The organism is uncultured Bifidobacterium sp. (assembly GCF_949292005.1).
Classification (GTDB): domain Bacteria; phylum Actinomycetota; class Actinomycetes; order Actinomycetales; family Bifidobacteriaceae; genus Bifidobacterium.
Genome location: NZ_CASEXV010000059.1, coordinates 1 through 13,873 on the forward strand (window position 1 = coordinate 1; position 13,873 = coordinate 13,873).

The following is a 13,873-nucleotide window of genomic DNA, read 5'->3' on the forward strand; positions in this document are numbered from 1 at the left end:
CGGAGAAACGGGAGAAAACAGGGAGGAGCTGGGGCGCGCCGGTCAGCTCACCGCAGCCGCGGCCGACGTGACGAACTCGCCCATTCCATCGATTCCCACGACATCCGTGAATCTCACCTGCTCCGTCTCAAGGGATCTCAGCGCCGGAGGAATCACCGTTCCGGTGGCCTGCGACAGTCCATCCATGCAGGCGAAGTCGGTTCCCTGCGTCGAGATGCCGAGCGCATCGCCCACGACGCGTGGGAATTTGTATGGACTCGCCGTGCTCAGCAATATCCGCGGGGTGTTCGCGAGACGGGGCATCTGACTCATCACGTAATAGCCGCATGCGGTGTGTGGATCGATGAGGTAGTGGTTTCTTTCCCAACAGTCATGGATGGACTGGCTCACCTGGGACTCATCCGCCCACCCACACCCGAACACAGAGCGGATGCGACGCATCATCTCGTCGGGGACCTCAAAGGCACCCCAATCGGACAGGTCGGTCATCAGTGTGCGGATCAGGCGCGTGTCCCCCTCGGACAGGTAGTACAGCATGCGTTCGAGGTTCGAGGAGATGAGGATGTCCATGGACGGAGACGTCGTCTCGAAGAAGGGTCTTTTGCGGTTGTACGTCCCGCTGGTCAGGAAGTCGAAGAGGACATTGTTCCTGTCGCTTGCGACGACGAGGTGCTCGATGGGCAGCCCGAGGCGCTTGGCATAGTATCCCGCGAGAACGTCGCCGAAGTTCCCTGTGGGGACCACGAACTCGACGCCGTCGCCGACGCTCAGCTCCCCGCGTCTGAGAAGCTGTGCGTAGGCGGAGAAATAGTAGACGACCTGCGGAACGAGACGGCCGACGTTGATGGAGTTCGCGGAGGAGAGAATGACGTGTGAATTCTGCGCGAGTCTTTTGCGAAGACCCGCGTCGCCGAATATCGACTTCACCGCGCTCTGAGCGTCGTCGAAGTTCCCTCTCACCGCGCAGACCCGCACGTTGGAGCCCTTCTGGGTCGTCATCTGCAGCTGTTGGACCTGACTGACCTTGCCTTCGGGGTAGAAGACGGTGATGGCCGTTCCGGGCGCGTCGGCGAATCCGGCGAGAGCGGCTTTGCCGGTGTCGCCCGAGGTGGCCGTGAGAATCATGATTCGTTCGTCGGGGTCATCGGACGTGGATGACGTGCGGGCCATGAACCGGGGAAGGATCTGCAGCGCGACATCCTTGAAGGCCGATGTCGGGCCGTGGAAGAGCTCAAGGACGTAATCCTCGCCGAGGGGCCGAAGGGGAGTGATCTCCTCATCCGTCCATTGATGTCCATAGGCCTGCGCGATGCAGTCCTCCAGCTCGTCGGGTGTGAAGTCGGGGAGCAGCGTCGACAGCACCCGATGGGCGATCTTCTGATAGGACAGACTACCCAGATCGTCTATGTCCACACGTCTCGATCCGAGACCATCGTCGACGAAGAGTCCGCCATCGCCCGCCAGTCCCTGCCGAATGGCCTGCTTGGACGTCAATGAATCCGTGGTGCCCCGTGTGCTATGGAAGGTGTTCACTATGTCGCGATCCCCCTATGAGACTGTCAATGAGTGAGACTGTCATGAGCTTGTGGCGCCGCGCGTTGCCGTCGACGGACGCCAGATCAACTGTATCGTTCGGTCTGGGCAACCGGGGACGATGCCGCTGATGACTCCATCAAGAACCAATCGACCCGCGTTCCGAGCGAATGACGTTGCGGTGGCGGTGGCGGCGCGACGGTCTTTGGTCCGTCGGCCACGCTATCATGCATCTGGGATTGTGACTGCGGTCATTATTGTCAGGCAAGACCCGGCGGAACAATATCGTTCCGCCGGGTCTTGCTGTTTTCCGTGGAGTCGTGGAGTCATTGTGTGTCCGATGGCGTGGTTGGCGTGGACCGTTTGTGCCCCGCCATGCGGGCGTTGAGACGAAGGAGTCGTCTATGAGGTTTCCTCTCAATGGTTTTTTCATTTTTGCGTTCGGGGCTTTGGGCGGCATGCTTTTCGGCTTTGACACGGGAATCATTTCAGGAGCTTCGCCTCTTATCGAGACGGATTTCTCGCTTAACGCGACGCAGACCGGTTTCATCACGTCCTCCGTGCTTATCGGCTCATGCGTGGGGGCGTTGTCCATTGGATCGCTTTCGGACAGGTACGGACGCAAAAGGCTTCTCATCGTCTCAGCGGTTCTTTTTCTGGTGGGATCCCTGTTCTCCGCCGTGGCCACCGGTTTTTCCAGCATGGTGGCGGCCCGGATCGTTCTGGGTCTGGCGGTTGGGGCCGCTTCCGCCCTGACTCCCGCCTATCTAGCCGAGCTTGCGCCCAAGGAGAGGCGCGGGTCGCTGTCCACGTTGTTCCAGCTCATGATCACCTTCGGAATCCTCCTCGCCTACGCCGTGAATCTGGGCTTCCTCGGACATGACATCGGAGGGATCAGGGACTGGCGCTGGATGCTTGGATCCGCCATGTTCCCCGCTGCCCTCCTCCTTGTGGGAGGCATCCTCCTTCCGGAGTCTCCACGGTATCTCGCGGCCAAGGGAGACAGGCGCAACGCCTTCAAGGTCCTGACGCTCATCAGGGGTGATATGGATGAGGTCACTGTCGCGGGGGAGCTCGATGAGATATACGATGTCGTCTCACACAATTCGGCTGGCGGCTTGAGGCAACTGCTGCGCACGGCGCGGCCCGCGCTTATCGCGTCCGTGGGAATCATGCTTTTCCAGCAGCTTGTCGGCATCAATTCGGTGATCTATTTTCTTCCCCAGGTCTTCATCAAGGGATTCGGCTTCCCCGCCAAGAGCGCCACATGGGTGTCCGTGGGAATAGGCGTGGTGAATTTTCTCGCGACCGTGGTCGCGACCTTGATTATGGATAGATTCCCGCGCAAGCGTCTGTTGGTGGCCGGTTCAGTGGTTATGACGATCACGCTGGGAATCATGGCCACCACCAATCTTCTCGGCATTGGGGCGGCATCCATGACGATGGTTCTGATAGCGCTGTATATCGTTGGCTTCGCAGTGTCCTGGGGACCCATAGCGTGGGTTCTTATCGGAGAGCTCTTCCCGCTTAATGTCAGAGGGGTGGGAACATCCGTGGGATCGGCGGCCAACTGGATCGCGAACTTCGTGGTGACGCAGTTTTTCCTCGTTCTGCTGGAGGGCTTCCACAATAACGTTGGTGGTCCATTCGCGATTTTCGCGGTGTTCTCTTTTCTGTCCATCCCGTTCGTCATCCATGTCGTCCCCGAGACGCGCGGAAAATCGCTTGAGCAAATCGAACGTGAGATGAGCGGCCGGCGGTCCGAGTGAGTTATTGTGGTGGTTGCCTCTTCGGGTGATGTGATCGCATGGTGATGTGTTCGTGTGGTGTGGTTGCATGGTGTGGTGTCGAGGACAGGGGCCGTTTGGTCTCCTGCGCTGAAGAAAGGCGGATGGCATGGCATCGGGGAATGCGCGGGATGTCGGGTCCGACGTCGGGGCGTCCATTGTGGCCGAGGTCGGGACGAGGGCCGACGCGGCGAGGGCGGCGCAACGGTTGTTGGCCAACACCACCACCGCCGACAGGGATGGTCTGCTTGAGGAGCTTGCCGACGCCCTTGATGAGGGCGCCGAGACCATAGCGGATGCCAATCATGCGGATATGGAGTCCGCGCAGGCCGAGGGAATGGCTCCAGGAAAGCTCGATCGTCTTCTTTTCGATGCCGGGCGCGTGCGCGCGGCGGCGTCGGGTGTGCGTCATGTGGCATCGTTGCCCGATCCCTTGGGACAGGTGGTGAGGGGATATCGTCTTGCCAACGGATTGCGCCTTGAGCAGGTGCGTGTGCCTCTGGGTGTCATAGGCATGATCTATGAGGCTCGTCCGAACGTTACCGTGGATGTCGTCTCCCTGTGCCTTAAATCCGGCAACGCCGTTCTTCTTAGGGGAGGCCATGCCGCGCGACGCACCAATCAGGCCACTCTTCAGGTCATGGGCCGTGTGCTCGACGGGCGTGGGTGGGGAGCCGCGCTGGCCGCCAGCGTCGACGATCTCGGCAGGGCGGGCGCTGATGGCATGATGCGCGCCTACGGCCACATCGACGTTCTAATCCCCCGTGGAGGGGCCGGGCTTATCCAGTCGGTGGTGAGGAACTCCATCGTTCCCGTGATCGAGACGGGCGCCGGGAACGTCCATATCTACGTGGACCGCAGTGCTGATCTCGCGCAGGCGATTCCCATCATCCTCAATGCGAAGACCCAACGTGTCGGGGTGTGCAACGCTGCCGAGAAGCTGATAGTCGACAGGGATATCGCGTCCCGTTTCCTTCCGGATGCCGCGCGGGCGTTGTGCGGTGCCGGAGTCGAGGTGCGGGCCGATTCCGAGGCCTTCGGGCTGATAGATGGATGCGGCGTGCCGGGCGGGCTGCTCCGGCATGCGGATCGGACGGACTGGGACACCGAATACCTTGCGATGCGCATGGGAGTTCATGTGGTGTCGGGGGTGGACGAGGCGATCGAACATATCAACGCGCATTCCACGGGGCATACGGAGTCGATCGTCGCCCAGGACTACCGGACGATAGAGAAGTTCACCTCCGGAATCGACTCGGCCGTGGTGATGGTCAACGCGTCCACGCGATTCACCGACGGAGGGGTTTTCGGGTTCGGCGCGGAGCTGGGGATCTCCACCCAGAAGCTGCATGCCCGGGGGCCGATGGGACTGCAGGAGATGACCACGACGAAGTGGATCGGGTATGGCGATGGGCAGGTGCGTCCATGAGCGCGTTATCGGATCGTGCGACGCGCGACCTGGCCCGGAGCAGGGGCGTCGACCTGTCCAGCCCGCTGCTGCTGATGAGGCTGGCCGCCGAACGTCTGAGCATCATCCGCTATGTCTTCCTCGTGCAGATTGAGGAGGGGATTGCGTCCGCCGACCAACGTGCGGCCTTGGAATACGCGGACGCCGTGCTTATGGGATGGCCTCAGGGTGAATCCGGATCGGTTGTCGAGCTTGATGAGGATGCCGAGGGGCATGCGCACGGCCTTGCGTCTCTGATGGAGGGGCATGTCTCGCGATTCAGGGATCTGGAGCGCGATGGCGACGTCCCTGGTATGACGAGATGCCTCGTGTCGGTCACTGAGCAGGTCGCCGGCATACGGAGTCTCTATCAGCCCGGTTTCGAACTTCCGACCTTTGAGGAGATCCAGCGCGTCGTTCAGAAAGAGTGGGATGACGATATGGGACGCATCGAGACCTTGGATCAGGCGGAGTCCGTTGACAGGAAGCTGGAACGCGATGTTCGCGGCAGCATATCGGGCAAGGACTCCGCGGACTCCACCGGGGCTGATCGCGCGTGAGCATGGCCGACCCGGGTGATCCGCCCATGTCCTCCGCACGAGCGCGAACGGAAGCCGTTGTTCCGCAGGGAGGACGAAGGATGTCCGAGCTGTCCATCGAATCGGTGGACGACCATGGCAGAAGGCGTCGTTCGACGCGTGGGCATTGGCATGACCGTCCGCGGATAGGAATCATGGGCGGGACGTTCGATCCCATCCATAACGGCCATCTTGTCGCCGCCTCCGAGGTGGCGTGGGTCTACGACCTCGACGAGGTCATATTCGTGCCGACGGGGCGGCCGGTGTTCAAACTCGACAAAAAGGTGACGAATGCCGAGGACCGTTATCTCATGACCGTGATCGCCACCGCGTCCAATCCCAAGTTCACCGTGTCGCGCGTCGACATCGACCGTCCTGGCGTCACATACACCGTCGACACTCTTCGGGACATACACGCCATGTATCCGGACGCGGATCTGTTCTTCATCACGGGGGCCGACGCCGTCGCCGAGATCATGAGGTGGAAGGACGCGGACTCCATGTGGGATCTCGCGCATTTCGTGGCGGTCACCAGACCGGGGTACTCCAGCCCGCAGGGAGCGGTTCTTCCCGCTGGACGTGTGGATGTGCTGGAGATTCCCGCGTTGGCCATATCCTCGACTGACGTCCGCCGCCGCGCGGAGCACGATGAGCCCGTGTGGTATCTCGTTCCGGACGGAGTGGTTCAGTACATCGCGAAGCATGGTCTGTACCAATAGCCGATGGCGTTCTGCCACCATCGTCCCCGGCATGTTGATGGGTGGCGGTTCCGCCGGGATGAACCGGCGCGGTCGTGTCGGTCGGCTTGGCTGACTAGGATGGTTCGGGTCAGCGTCAAGACCAGTGTATGGAGAAACGGTGAGCGCAATCCTCGAGGGAAAGCCTGATAAGAATCTCATACTCGTCACGGGCCGGGCCCATCCCCGGTTGGCGAGGGACGTCGCGGAGCAGATGGGTATCGACATACTCGAGACCACAGCCTATGACTTCGCCAACGGTGAGATGTACGTCCGATACACGGAATCCGTCAGGGGGGCGGACGTCTTCGTTCTGCAAAGCCATTGCGCTCCGGTCAACAAATCGATTATGGAGCAGCTGATCATGATCGACGCGCTCAAAAGGGCGTCCGCGCGGTCCATCACGGCGGTGTGCCCCTTGCTGGGTTATTCGCGTCAGGACAAGAAGCACCGCGGCCGTGAGCCCATCTCGTGCCGTCTCGTCTTCGACCTGCTGAAAACCGCCGGCGCCGACCGCATCATGAGCGTCGACCTCCATGCGGCGCAGTCGCAGGGCTTCTTCGATGGTCCCGTCGACCATCTCATCGCCATGCCGGTTCTGGTCGATTACATCCGCGATAGGTTTGCCAACCAGCTGGACAACATCAGTGTGGTATCGCCGGACGCCGGACGCATTCGTGTGGCGGAGCAGTGGGCTCAACGGCTTGGAGGAGGTCCGCTCGCGTTCATCCATAAGACGCGCGACATCACCAAGCCGAATGTTGCCGTCGCGAACCGGGTCGTCGGAGACGTTGCGGGTCGTGACTGCGTGCTCGTGGACGATCTCATCGACACCGCAGGTACCATCGCGGGGGCGTGTTCGGTGCTTCGCGACGCCGGAGCCAAATCAGTGACGGTTGTCGCGACCCACGGCGTTCTGTCCGGACCGGCGGTGGAGCGTCTGCGCAACAGCGGAGCCCGCGAGGTCGTTCTTACGGACACCGTTCCCATTGGTGATGACAAGCGGTGGGACGGTCTGACCGTTCTGTCGATCGCCCCGCTTCTCGCCAGCGCCATCAAAGCGGTTTTCGAGGATGGCTCCGTGGCGAAGCTGTTCGACACATATCCCGAGCATCACGGACAGGGTTTCCTGTTCGCCTGAGGCCTGTGACTCGCGCCGTCCTGCGATGGCGGGTCGTATGGCATAATGAAGATTTGGCGGGATTCGTCCCGCCGATCCCCCATGGTGTAATGGCAGCACACGGGTCTTTGGAACCTTTTGTCTTGGTTCGAATCCAGGTGGGGGAACCGCCGTCGGGCGGTCTCGTCGCAATCTCGTGGCGGCACGTCCCCGCTGATCGATGGGAGCATGGCATCTATGGCATTGTCCGCAGCAATTATCCTCGCGGCGGGTGAGGGAACCCGTATGAGGTCCTCGATCCCCAAGGTCCTACACACTTTCGCTGGTTCGACGTTTCTGCGGCGGGTTATGAGGTCCGTCGCGGGGCTTCACCCGGACAGAACCGCCATCGTCGTGAGGTATCAGGCCGATACCGTGTCGCAGGCCGCTCTGTCCTATGATTCCGATGCGATCATCGTTCGGCAGGACGAGATTCCCGGAACCGGCAGGGCGGTGCAGTGCGCGTTGACCGAGTTGGCGCGTGATGGCGGAATCGAGGGCTCAGTGCTCATCGCCGCGTCCGACATGCCTCTTCTTGACACGGCGACGCTCCGCACGCTCATGGACTACCATGAGTCCAGCCACGATTCCGCCACCCTCCTCACCGCCAATCTTGATGATCCCACGGGATACGGCCGCATCATCCGCGGTGCCGACGGAGACGTCCTGCGCATCGTGGAGCAGAAGGACGCCAACAGCAACGAATTGGCCGTTCATGAAGTCAACACTTCCGTATATGTGTTTGACGCCACTGTACTCCGCAAGGCGGTCGCGGGTCTGGACTCGAGCAACGCCCAAGGCGAGTTCTATCTGACGGATGCCGTGGAGGCCGCGTCGGCCTATGGAAGCGTGGGGGCCGTCGTGGCCCCGGATCCGCTGGCCGTGGAGGGCGTCAACGACCGCGTGCAGTTGTCCGTCCTTTTCAGAGAGCACAACGCACGGGTTTGTGAACGGTGGATGCGTGAGGGCGTGACCATCCTTGATCCCGCGACCACCTGGATCGAGGACGATGTCAGACTCAACCGCGACTGCACCATCCTTCCCGGAAGCTTCCTCCAAGGAGGGACGGTCGTAGCGTCCGGAGCGGTCGTCGGACCGTACACAACGCTTATCGACGCGGTGGTCGACGAGAACGCCGTGGTGGAGCGTTCCCGCGTCGAAGGCACCCATATCGGGGCGTCGGCCACCATCGGACCGTGGACCTATCTGCGTTCCGGAAACCAGCTGGGCGAGGGGTCCAAAGCGGGCGCTTTCGTCGAGATGAAGAAGGCGCATGTCGGCCGTGGCAGCAAGGTGCCGCATCTGAGTTACATCGGGGACGCCGATCTTGGGGAGCGCACCAATGTGGGCGGCGGCACGATAACCGCGAACTATGACGGTGTGCATAAGAATCACACCACCATCGGGTCCGACGTGCATGTCGGCGCGGGGAACCTTTTCGTCGGCCCTGTCGAGGTCGGCGATGATGTGACCACGGGAGCCGGCTCGGTTGTCCGCCATGATGTTCCGGATGGGTCGATGGCCTATTCCGAGAACACACAACATATCGTCGAGGGCTGGAAGCCCGCGTGGGAGCGTTGAGATATATGGCAGCACAGAGCAATTCCATCGAGTCCGCGCGCATCGCCGCCCGCGCTGCGGACAGGATCAAGGCGGAGGACATCGGAGCGTTCGACGTGTCCCAGCCGCTGCCCATCACGGATATCATGCTTGTCGCAACGGGGAAGAGCGAACGCCAGGTCCTCGCCATCGCCGACGAGGTGCAGAAGGACCTGTACCTTGAGGATGGTGGGAGACAGCCGCTTACGATCGATGGTCGTGAGGAGGGGCGGTGGGTGGTTCTTGACTTCGGGGATATCGTCGTTCATGTGATGCATCGCGAAGCGCACGACTTCTATGGTTTGGAGCGGCTGTGGGGGGATTGTCCCCGGGTCGATCTCGATCTTCCCCGGGCGGTCTCCACGGATGATTCCCCGACGGATGGTGAGGACGTTCGTTCCGGATCCGAGGATTCGCCGCATGATGGGCGGGCCGATGGCGGCCTGATGGCGTCTGGGCGCGTCGATGTCTGATTTGGGGGATGGCGTGGGAGGTAAGCGCGAATCACATGCCGTGCGGTCGCATCCCCGCTTGATGATTCTTGTGCGGCATGGCCGCACCTCGTACAACGCCCAGAACCGGTTGCAGGGGCAGATCGACATACCCCTTGATGAGGTGGGTCGCTGGCAGGCCGACAGAACCGCCGAGGCTCTTGCCGGTCTGTACGTCGACGGACGATCCGGTCCTCCTCCGGTGGTCGTCTCGTCCGATCTTGGCCGGGCCCTGAGCACAGCCCACGCCTTCGCCGACATGGTGGGTGTTCCCGTCCATCCCGATGCCCGAGTCAGGGAGCGTGATTTCGGCTCCTGGGAGGGGATTCCCGTGGATGTCCTGAAACGTGATTTCCCCGACGACTACAGGTTGTGGGTCGAATTCCGTGGCGGAGAGATGAGGCATGGTGCCGAGTCGAAGGCGCATGTGGGTCGCCGTGGCGTCGAGGCGTTGTCTGACGCGTCCGGTTCCATGTTCGCGGATCAGGATCTGATCGTATTCTCGCATGGTGCGTGGATCGCCCAGACAGTGCAGACGCTTCTGGGCATCGACCGCGTGGATCCCGGCTTCGGCACGCTTCCGTCCATGCGCAACGCCCATTGGGCGCGTCTTGCCCCTCTTGCTATTCCGGACGAGCCCCTCCGTTGGCGTCTGGTCGATTACAACCATGGTCCCGCCGAGGCCGATTCGGGAATATGGGACAATCCCAAGCTTCACTGATATGTGTTTTGCGCGGTGCGACGATGATGGGCCACGCCCGCGTGGGCGTGGCCAGGATGGGCGCCGAGTGGATGAACAGTCAGGGATGCAGCGTTAAGCCCGACGCATAAAAGGCGAATGACATTCGTTAATATGATGTCTATTGGTCGCGGGGCATCGCGACAGGGAACGGAATCGATCGGCGCGTGCATCGTCGATCGATGGGATTCCATCCATGCACGTAAGGAAACAAGGAAACGCGGGGGGCGGCCGCCCTTCGTGGGTTTCAATCACCACACCACCACCCAAGGGAGGGTTATTATGGGAATTCTTGAGAATGCTGCGGATCTCGCCAACAGCGCCGGACGCCATATCGGCGAGAAGGCCAAGGATCTGAAAGAACAGGCATCGGACGCGTTGGATGGCGCCAAGGCCGACGCGAAGGTGGCTCAGGCCGAGGCGGAACGAGACAGCACAAAAGCGAAGAACGACGCCAAAAAAGCCATGCGCAACGCGGACTGACGCGGAACCGCGGCTGGACGCCGGTCGCGTCCCAGCGTAGGACCCGACGCATATGTGAGCGGGGTGGCGATCCTTAGAGGTCGCCGCCCCGTTTCCTATGCGTGGTGTTAGTCTGAATGCCAATGGGAGCCCGTCGTCCACGGCGGATGTCCCGTCATGGTGGTGAAAGGCGGGGTGAGGGATATGGCGGATTCCTTGGTGGACCACGATGATCGCATGAGTGTGCCGGCCACGGCCCAAACGATATGGTGGCAGGTCTATCCGCTGGGATTCACCGGGGCTCCAATCAGACCCAGCACCATAACCCATCGGCCCGTTCATCGGCTTGCTCGAATCATCCACTGGCTTGACTATGTGGCTGACCTCGGCTGTGACGGTCTGCTCCTTGGTCCCATATTCACCTCATCGACGCATGGGTATGACACGCTCGATTTCCGCTCCATCGATCCGCGTCTGGGAGACGAGGATGATTTTCGCGCACTGGCGCGAGCCTGCCATTCGCGCGGGATCTCCTTGATGCTTGATGGTGTCTTCAACCATGTGGGAATCGAGAATCCGCTTTTTCGTAAGGAGTTGGCGGATGCCGCCGCTTCGATGTCCGCGGGAACGGACCGTGGGCGGTCAGACTCGCATAATCGGTTGTTCCACATAACGGCAAGGGATGATGGAACGTTGGACTATCCGGTATTCGAAGGGCATGGCGATCTGCCGGTTATGGATCACGAGAGCGCTTCGACTGCCGATTTGGTCGTTGACGTCATGGATTATTGGATGGATCGCGGGGCCGACGCATGGAGGCTTGACGCGGCCTACGCCGTTCCTCCGAGATTTTGGACGCAAGTTCTTCCGCGCGTGCGCTCCAACCATCCCGACGCATGGTTCCTAGGCGAGGTGATCCATGGGGATTATCCGGCCATCATCGGTGAGTCAGGCATGGATTCGCTCACCCAGTACGAATTGTGGAAGGCCATATGGAGCTCGCTGGAGTCCGGGAACTTCTATGAACTGGACTGGTCGCTGAAACGCCACGACGCCTTTCTGGATCATTTCATCCCGCAGACGTTCATCGGAAACCATGATGTCACGCGCATCGCCAGCAAGGTCGGAACTCCGATGGCGAGAATCGCCGCGCTTCTGCTGTTCACGGTCGGTGGGACCCCGAGCGTCTACTACGGTGACGAGCTGGCCTTGAGCGGAGTGAAGGAGGACCGTGCGGGAGGCGATGACGCGGTGAGACCGGAGTTTCCCGATTCCTTCAACGACATGGTCCTCACCCCGGAATCCAGAGGGATGCGCGACGTCTATCGCGACATCATCCGTATGCGGAAAGACCGTCCGTGGCTGGCCTCCGCCCACACGGCGCCTGTAGAGGTGGACAACAGGCGGTATGTGTACGACGTCGCTCCAGCCGACGGTCGGGAAGCCGCGAGGGACCGGGATGGGAGCCTGCGCGTCATCGTCGAGCTTGATCCGGTTCCGCACGCCACCATCCTTGAGGGCGATCGCACCCTGTTGACGGTGGATGCCGATTAGGCGAAGGGCTGGGAGACCTTGGTGAGTGACGACATGTCCTCATCGTCCAAGACCTGTGAGGCGGATTCGATCAGCGCAGGAAGTTGGTCGACGGTTCGCGCCGAGGCTATCGGGGCGCTCACCGCAGGACGATGTCGCAGCCATGCGAGAGCGACGGTGGCGGGTTGCACGTCATGCTTGGCTGCGATGGACGAGAGCCGCTCCACGACGGCGAAACCATCATCGTTAAGGACGTCGCCGAGCATTCCCGATCGGGCGGAGCCCTGCGCGTCCTCGGCCCTGTGATATTTCCCAGTGAGGAAGCCGGATGCGAGCGCGAAGTATGGAAAGACCGCGAGGTCCTCACTCTGGGCGACGGAGTCGAGGCCGGCTTCGAAGGCCGCGCGGTGGACGAGATTGTAGTGTGGCTCCAAGGCGACAGGTAGGACGAATCCCTCGCGTCGCGCGATGTCAAACCACTCCCTGATGCGGTCAGGGGTGTAGTTGGACAATCCCACCGCACGGACAAGACCCTCACGCACGAGCTTATCGAAGGCCGCCGCGGTCTCCGCCAGGGGTGTGGACTGGTCGTCGAAATGCGCGTAATAGAGATCGATGTGGTCTGTTCCCAGACGCAGAAGAGATTCACGGGCGGCCGCGGCGATCGTGGATGCGCCGAGCCCGTGGTATTGGGGATGCTCGCTCACCTTGGTCGCGATCAGCGCGTCGCGACGGTGTCCCGATGTCTCCAGCCATCGGCCGAGTATGATCTCCGACTCGCCTCCGGAGTGCCCGGGCGCCCAAGCGGAATACACGTCGGCCGTGTCGATGAGGGATCCTCCGTTGTCGATGAAGGAGTCGAGGACCCGACGGCTGCTCGTCTCATCGCTGGTCCATCCGAAGGTGTTTCCGCCAAGGACGAGTGGGAGGATGTCCACGGCGGAGCCGCCGTCAAGACGGAGGCGCGTGGTCGGGGTCGAGGCTATGTGGTTGTGGGACATGATGATGTGCCCTTTCTGGGATGCGGGGACACCGTTGCGCTTGTGACGTTGTGGCAACGGCAATGACGTTGAGGCAATAAAGGACGGGGCGATCCAGCTCAATGGATACCGCCCCGTCCTTGTCGTGGAGAGCCGGCCGTCGTCGTTCCGAAGCGGCCGTGGTCCGATCAGGCCTTGGAGATGGTTGTTCCGGCCTTGGCTCCGGCGGAGAGGTCGTCGATCTCCGTGATCTCCAGAACGGGGACTACAGCGGGCTTCTTGGTGCCCTTCTCCTCGGCGGCCTTCACCTGGGCGTCGTAGACGGCGTCATCCTTGTGCAGGACGACGTTTCCGCGGAAACGGTAGCCCTTCTTCTCGGCGAGGTTCGCATAGGCCACGACGAGCGGGCTTCCGGCCTCAAGATTGCGGTAGTGCTGGCCCGCGGTGCGCTCGTGGTACGCGAGGTGGTTATCGTCGAGGACGAACATGGACATCTTCGGACCGATGTTCAGTTCGCCGTCCTTGCTAACCGTGGTGATCCATGCGAGGTTGTTGGCGATGAACTCCTTCATCTCCGGTGTGAGAGTTGGCATGACCTCTGTCCTTTCCTTTTGTGAGCTCCAGTTCCTTCTCTAGGTTATCTCCCCTGAGGGTCGATGGAGGCGCGATGTGACGTAAGTCACGGGGGGATCGTGGGGATGGCGGTCGTCCGGCATGGAAGTTCGCCCGTTGGCGCAATAATCGGGTGCGTGCGTGTTCGCGATAAGCGCAGAGTATCGTGTGTGGGGCCCATATGGGCATGGTCGGAATGAGTCCGGGTGCGTCCCG

General features: G+C 61.5%; 13 protein-coding genes and 1 tRNA gene. 11 read left to right on the forward strand and 3 right to left on the reverse strand.

The annotated features are described in order from the left end of the window. Positions 1 to 42: 42 nt before the first annotated feature. The gene (gene thrC, locus Q1X90_RS03930) at positions 43 to 1,536 is read right to left on the reverse strand and encodes a threonine synthase (RefSeq protein ID WP_300766883.1); all 1,494 of its coding nucleotides are present in this window, start codon (positions 1,534 to 1,536) and stop codon (positions 43 to 45) included. A 401-nt stretch (positions 1,537 to 1,937) separates the two neighbouring features. On the opposite strand from thrC, the gene Q1X90_RS03935 reads away from it, so the two are divergent. The 11 genes from Q1X90_RS03935 (at position 1,938) to Q1X90_RS03985 (ending at position 12,086) form a co-directional block, all read left to right on the forward strand. After that, positions 1,938 to 3,302, forward strand: a complete 1,365-nt coding sequence (locus tag Q1X90_RS03935) for a sugar porter family MFS transporter (RefSeq protein ID WP_300766750.1) — start codon at positions 1,938 to 1,940, stop codon at positions 3,300 to 3,302. A 127-nt stretch (positions 3,303 to 3,429) separates the two neighbouring features. Continuing rightward, positions 3,430 to 4,749 (forward strand): glutamate-5-semialdehyde dehydrogenase, encoded by a 1,320-nt coding sequence (locus tag Q1X90_RS03940; protein WP_300766752.1) that lies wholly within the window; start codon positions 3,430 to 3,432, stop codon positions 4,747 to 4,749. After that, the gene (locus tag Q1X90_RS03945; protein ID WP_300766754.1) at positions 4,746 to 5,327 is read left to right on the forward strand and encodes a phosphoribosylglycinamide synthetase; all 582 of its coding nucleotides are present in this window, start codon (positions 4,746 to 4,748) and stop codon (positions 5,325 to 5,327) included. Before Q1X90_RS03940 ends, Q1X90_RS03945 begins: the two co-directional genes overlap by 4 nt. Positions 5,328 to 5,353: 26 nt before the next feature. After that, entirely contained in the window at positions 5,354 to 6,064 is a 711-nt protein-coding gene (nadD, locus tag Q1X90_RS03950; protein ID WP_300766756.1) for a nicotinate-nucleotide adenylyltransferase, read from the forward strand. Between the two features lie 139 nt (positions 6,065 to 6,203). Further along, positions 6,204 to 7,223, forward strand: coding sequence for a ribose-phosphate diphosphokinase (locus tag Q1X90_RS03955; protein WP_300766758.1), 1,020 nt, complete (start codon positions 6,204 to 6,206; stop codon positions 7,221 to 7,223). Between the two features lie 75 nt (positions 7,224 to 7,298). Then, a tRNA-Gln gene (locus tag Q1X90_RS03960) sits at positions 7,299 to 7,369 on the forward strand. Between the two features lie 70 nt (positions 7,370 to 7,439). Further along, entirely contained in the window at positions 7,440 to 8,822 is a 1,383-nt protein-coding gene (glmU, locus tag Q1X90_RS03965) for a bifunctional UDP-N-acetylglucosamine diphosphorylase/glucosamine-1-phosphate N-acetyltransferase GlmU (protein ID WP_300766885.1), read from the forward strand. Between the two features lie 5 nt (positions 8,823 to 8,827). Continuing rightward, positions 8,828 to 9,313 carry a ribosome silencing factor gene (rsfS, locus tag Q1X90_RS03970; protein WP_300766760.1) on the forward strand — a complete coding sequence of 162 codons (486 nt, stop codon included), beginning with the start codon at positions 8,828 to 8,830 and terminating at the stop codon, positions 9,311 to 9,313. A 61-nt stretch (positions 9,314 to 9,374) separates the two neighbouring features. Further along, positions 9,375 to 10,052, forward strand: coding sequence for a histidine phosphatase family protein (locus Q1X90_RS03975; RefSeq protein WP_300766887.1), 678 nt, complete (start codon positions 9,375 to 9,377; stop codon positions 10,050 to 10,052). Positions 10,053 to 10,352: 300 nt separating this feature from the next. Then, positions 10,353 to 10,553 carry a hypothetical protein gene (locus Q1X90_RS03980; RefSeq protein ID WP_300766762.1) on the forward strand — a complete coding sequence of 67 codons (201 nt, stop codon included), beginning with the start codon at positions 10,353 to 10,355 and terminating at the stop codon, positions 10,551 to 10,553. A 156-nt stretch (positions 10,554 to 10,709) separates the two neighbouring features. After that, complete coding sequence (locus tag Q1X90_RS03985; protein ID WP_300766764.1) at positions 10,710 to 12,086, forward strand: alpha-amylase family protein; 1,377 nt, start codon at positions 10,710 to 10,712, stop codon at positions 12,084 to 12,086. Here Q1X90_RS03985 and Q1X90_RS03990 read toward each other — a convergent pair. After that, positions 12,083 to 13,066 (reverse strand): aldo/keto reductase, encoded by a 984-nt coding sequence (locus tag Q1X90_RS03990; protein WP_300766765.1) that lies wholly within the window; start codon positions 13,064 to 13,066, stop codon positions 12,083 to 12,085. The two genes, Q1X90_RS03985 and Q1X90_RS03990, sit on opposite strands and share 4 nt — an antisense overlap. Before the next feature lie 167 nt (positions 13,067 to 13,233). Continuing rightward, the gene (locus Q1X90_RS03995; RefSeq protein WP_300766767.1) at positions 13,234 to 13,638 is read right to left on the reverse strand and encodes a pyridoxamine 5'-phosphate oxidase family protein; all 405 of its coding nucleotides are present in this window, start codon (positions 13,636 to 13,638) and stop codon (positions 13,234 to 13,236) included. Positions 13,639 to 13,873: the final 235 nt, after the last annotated feature.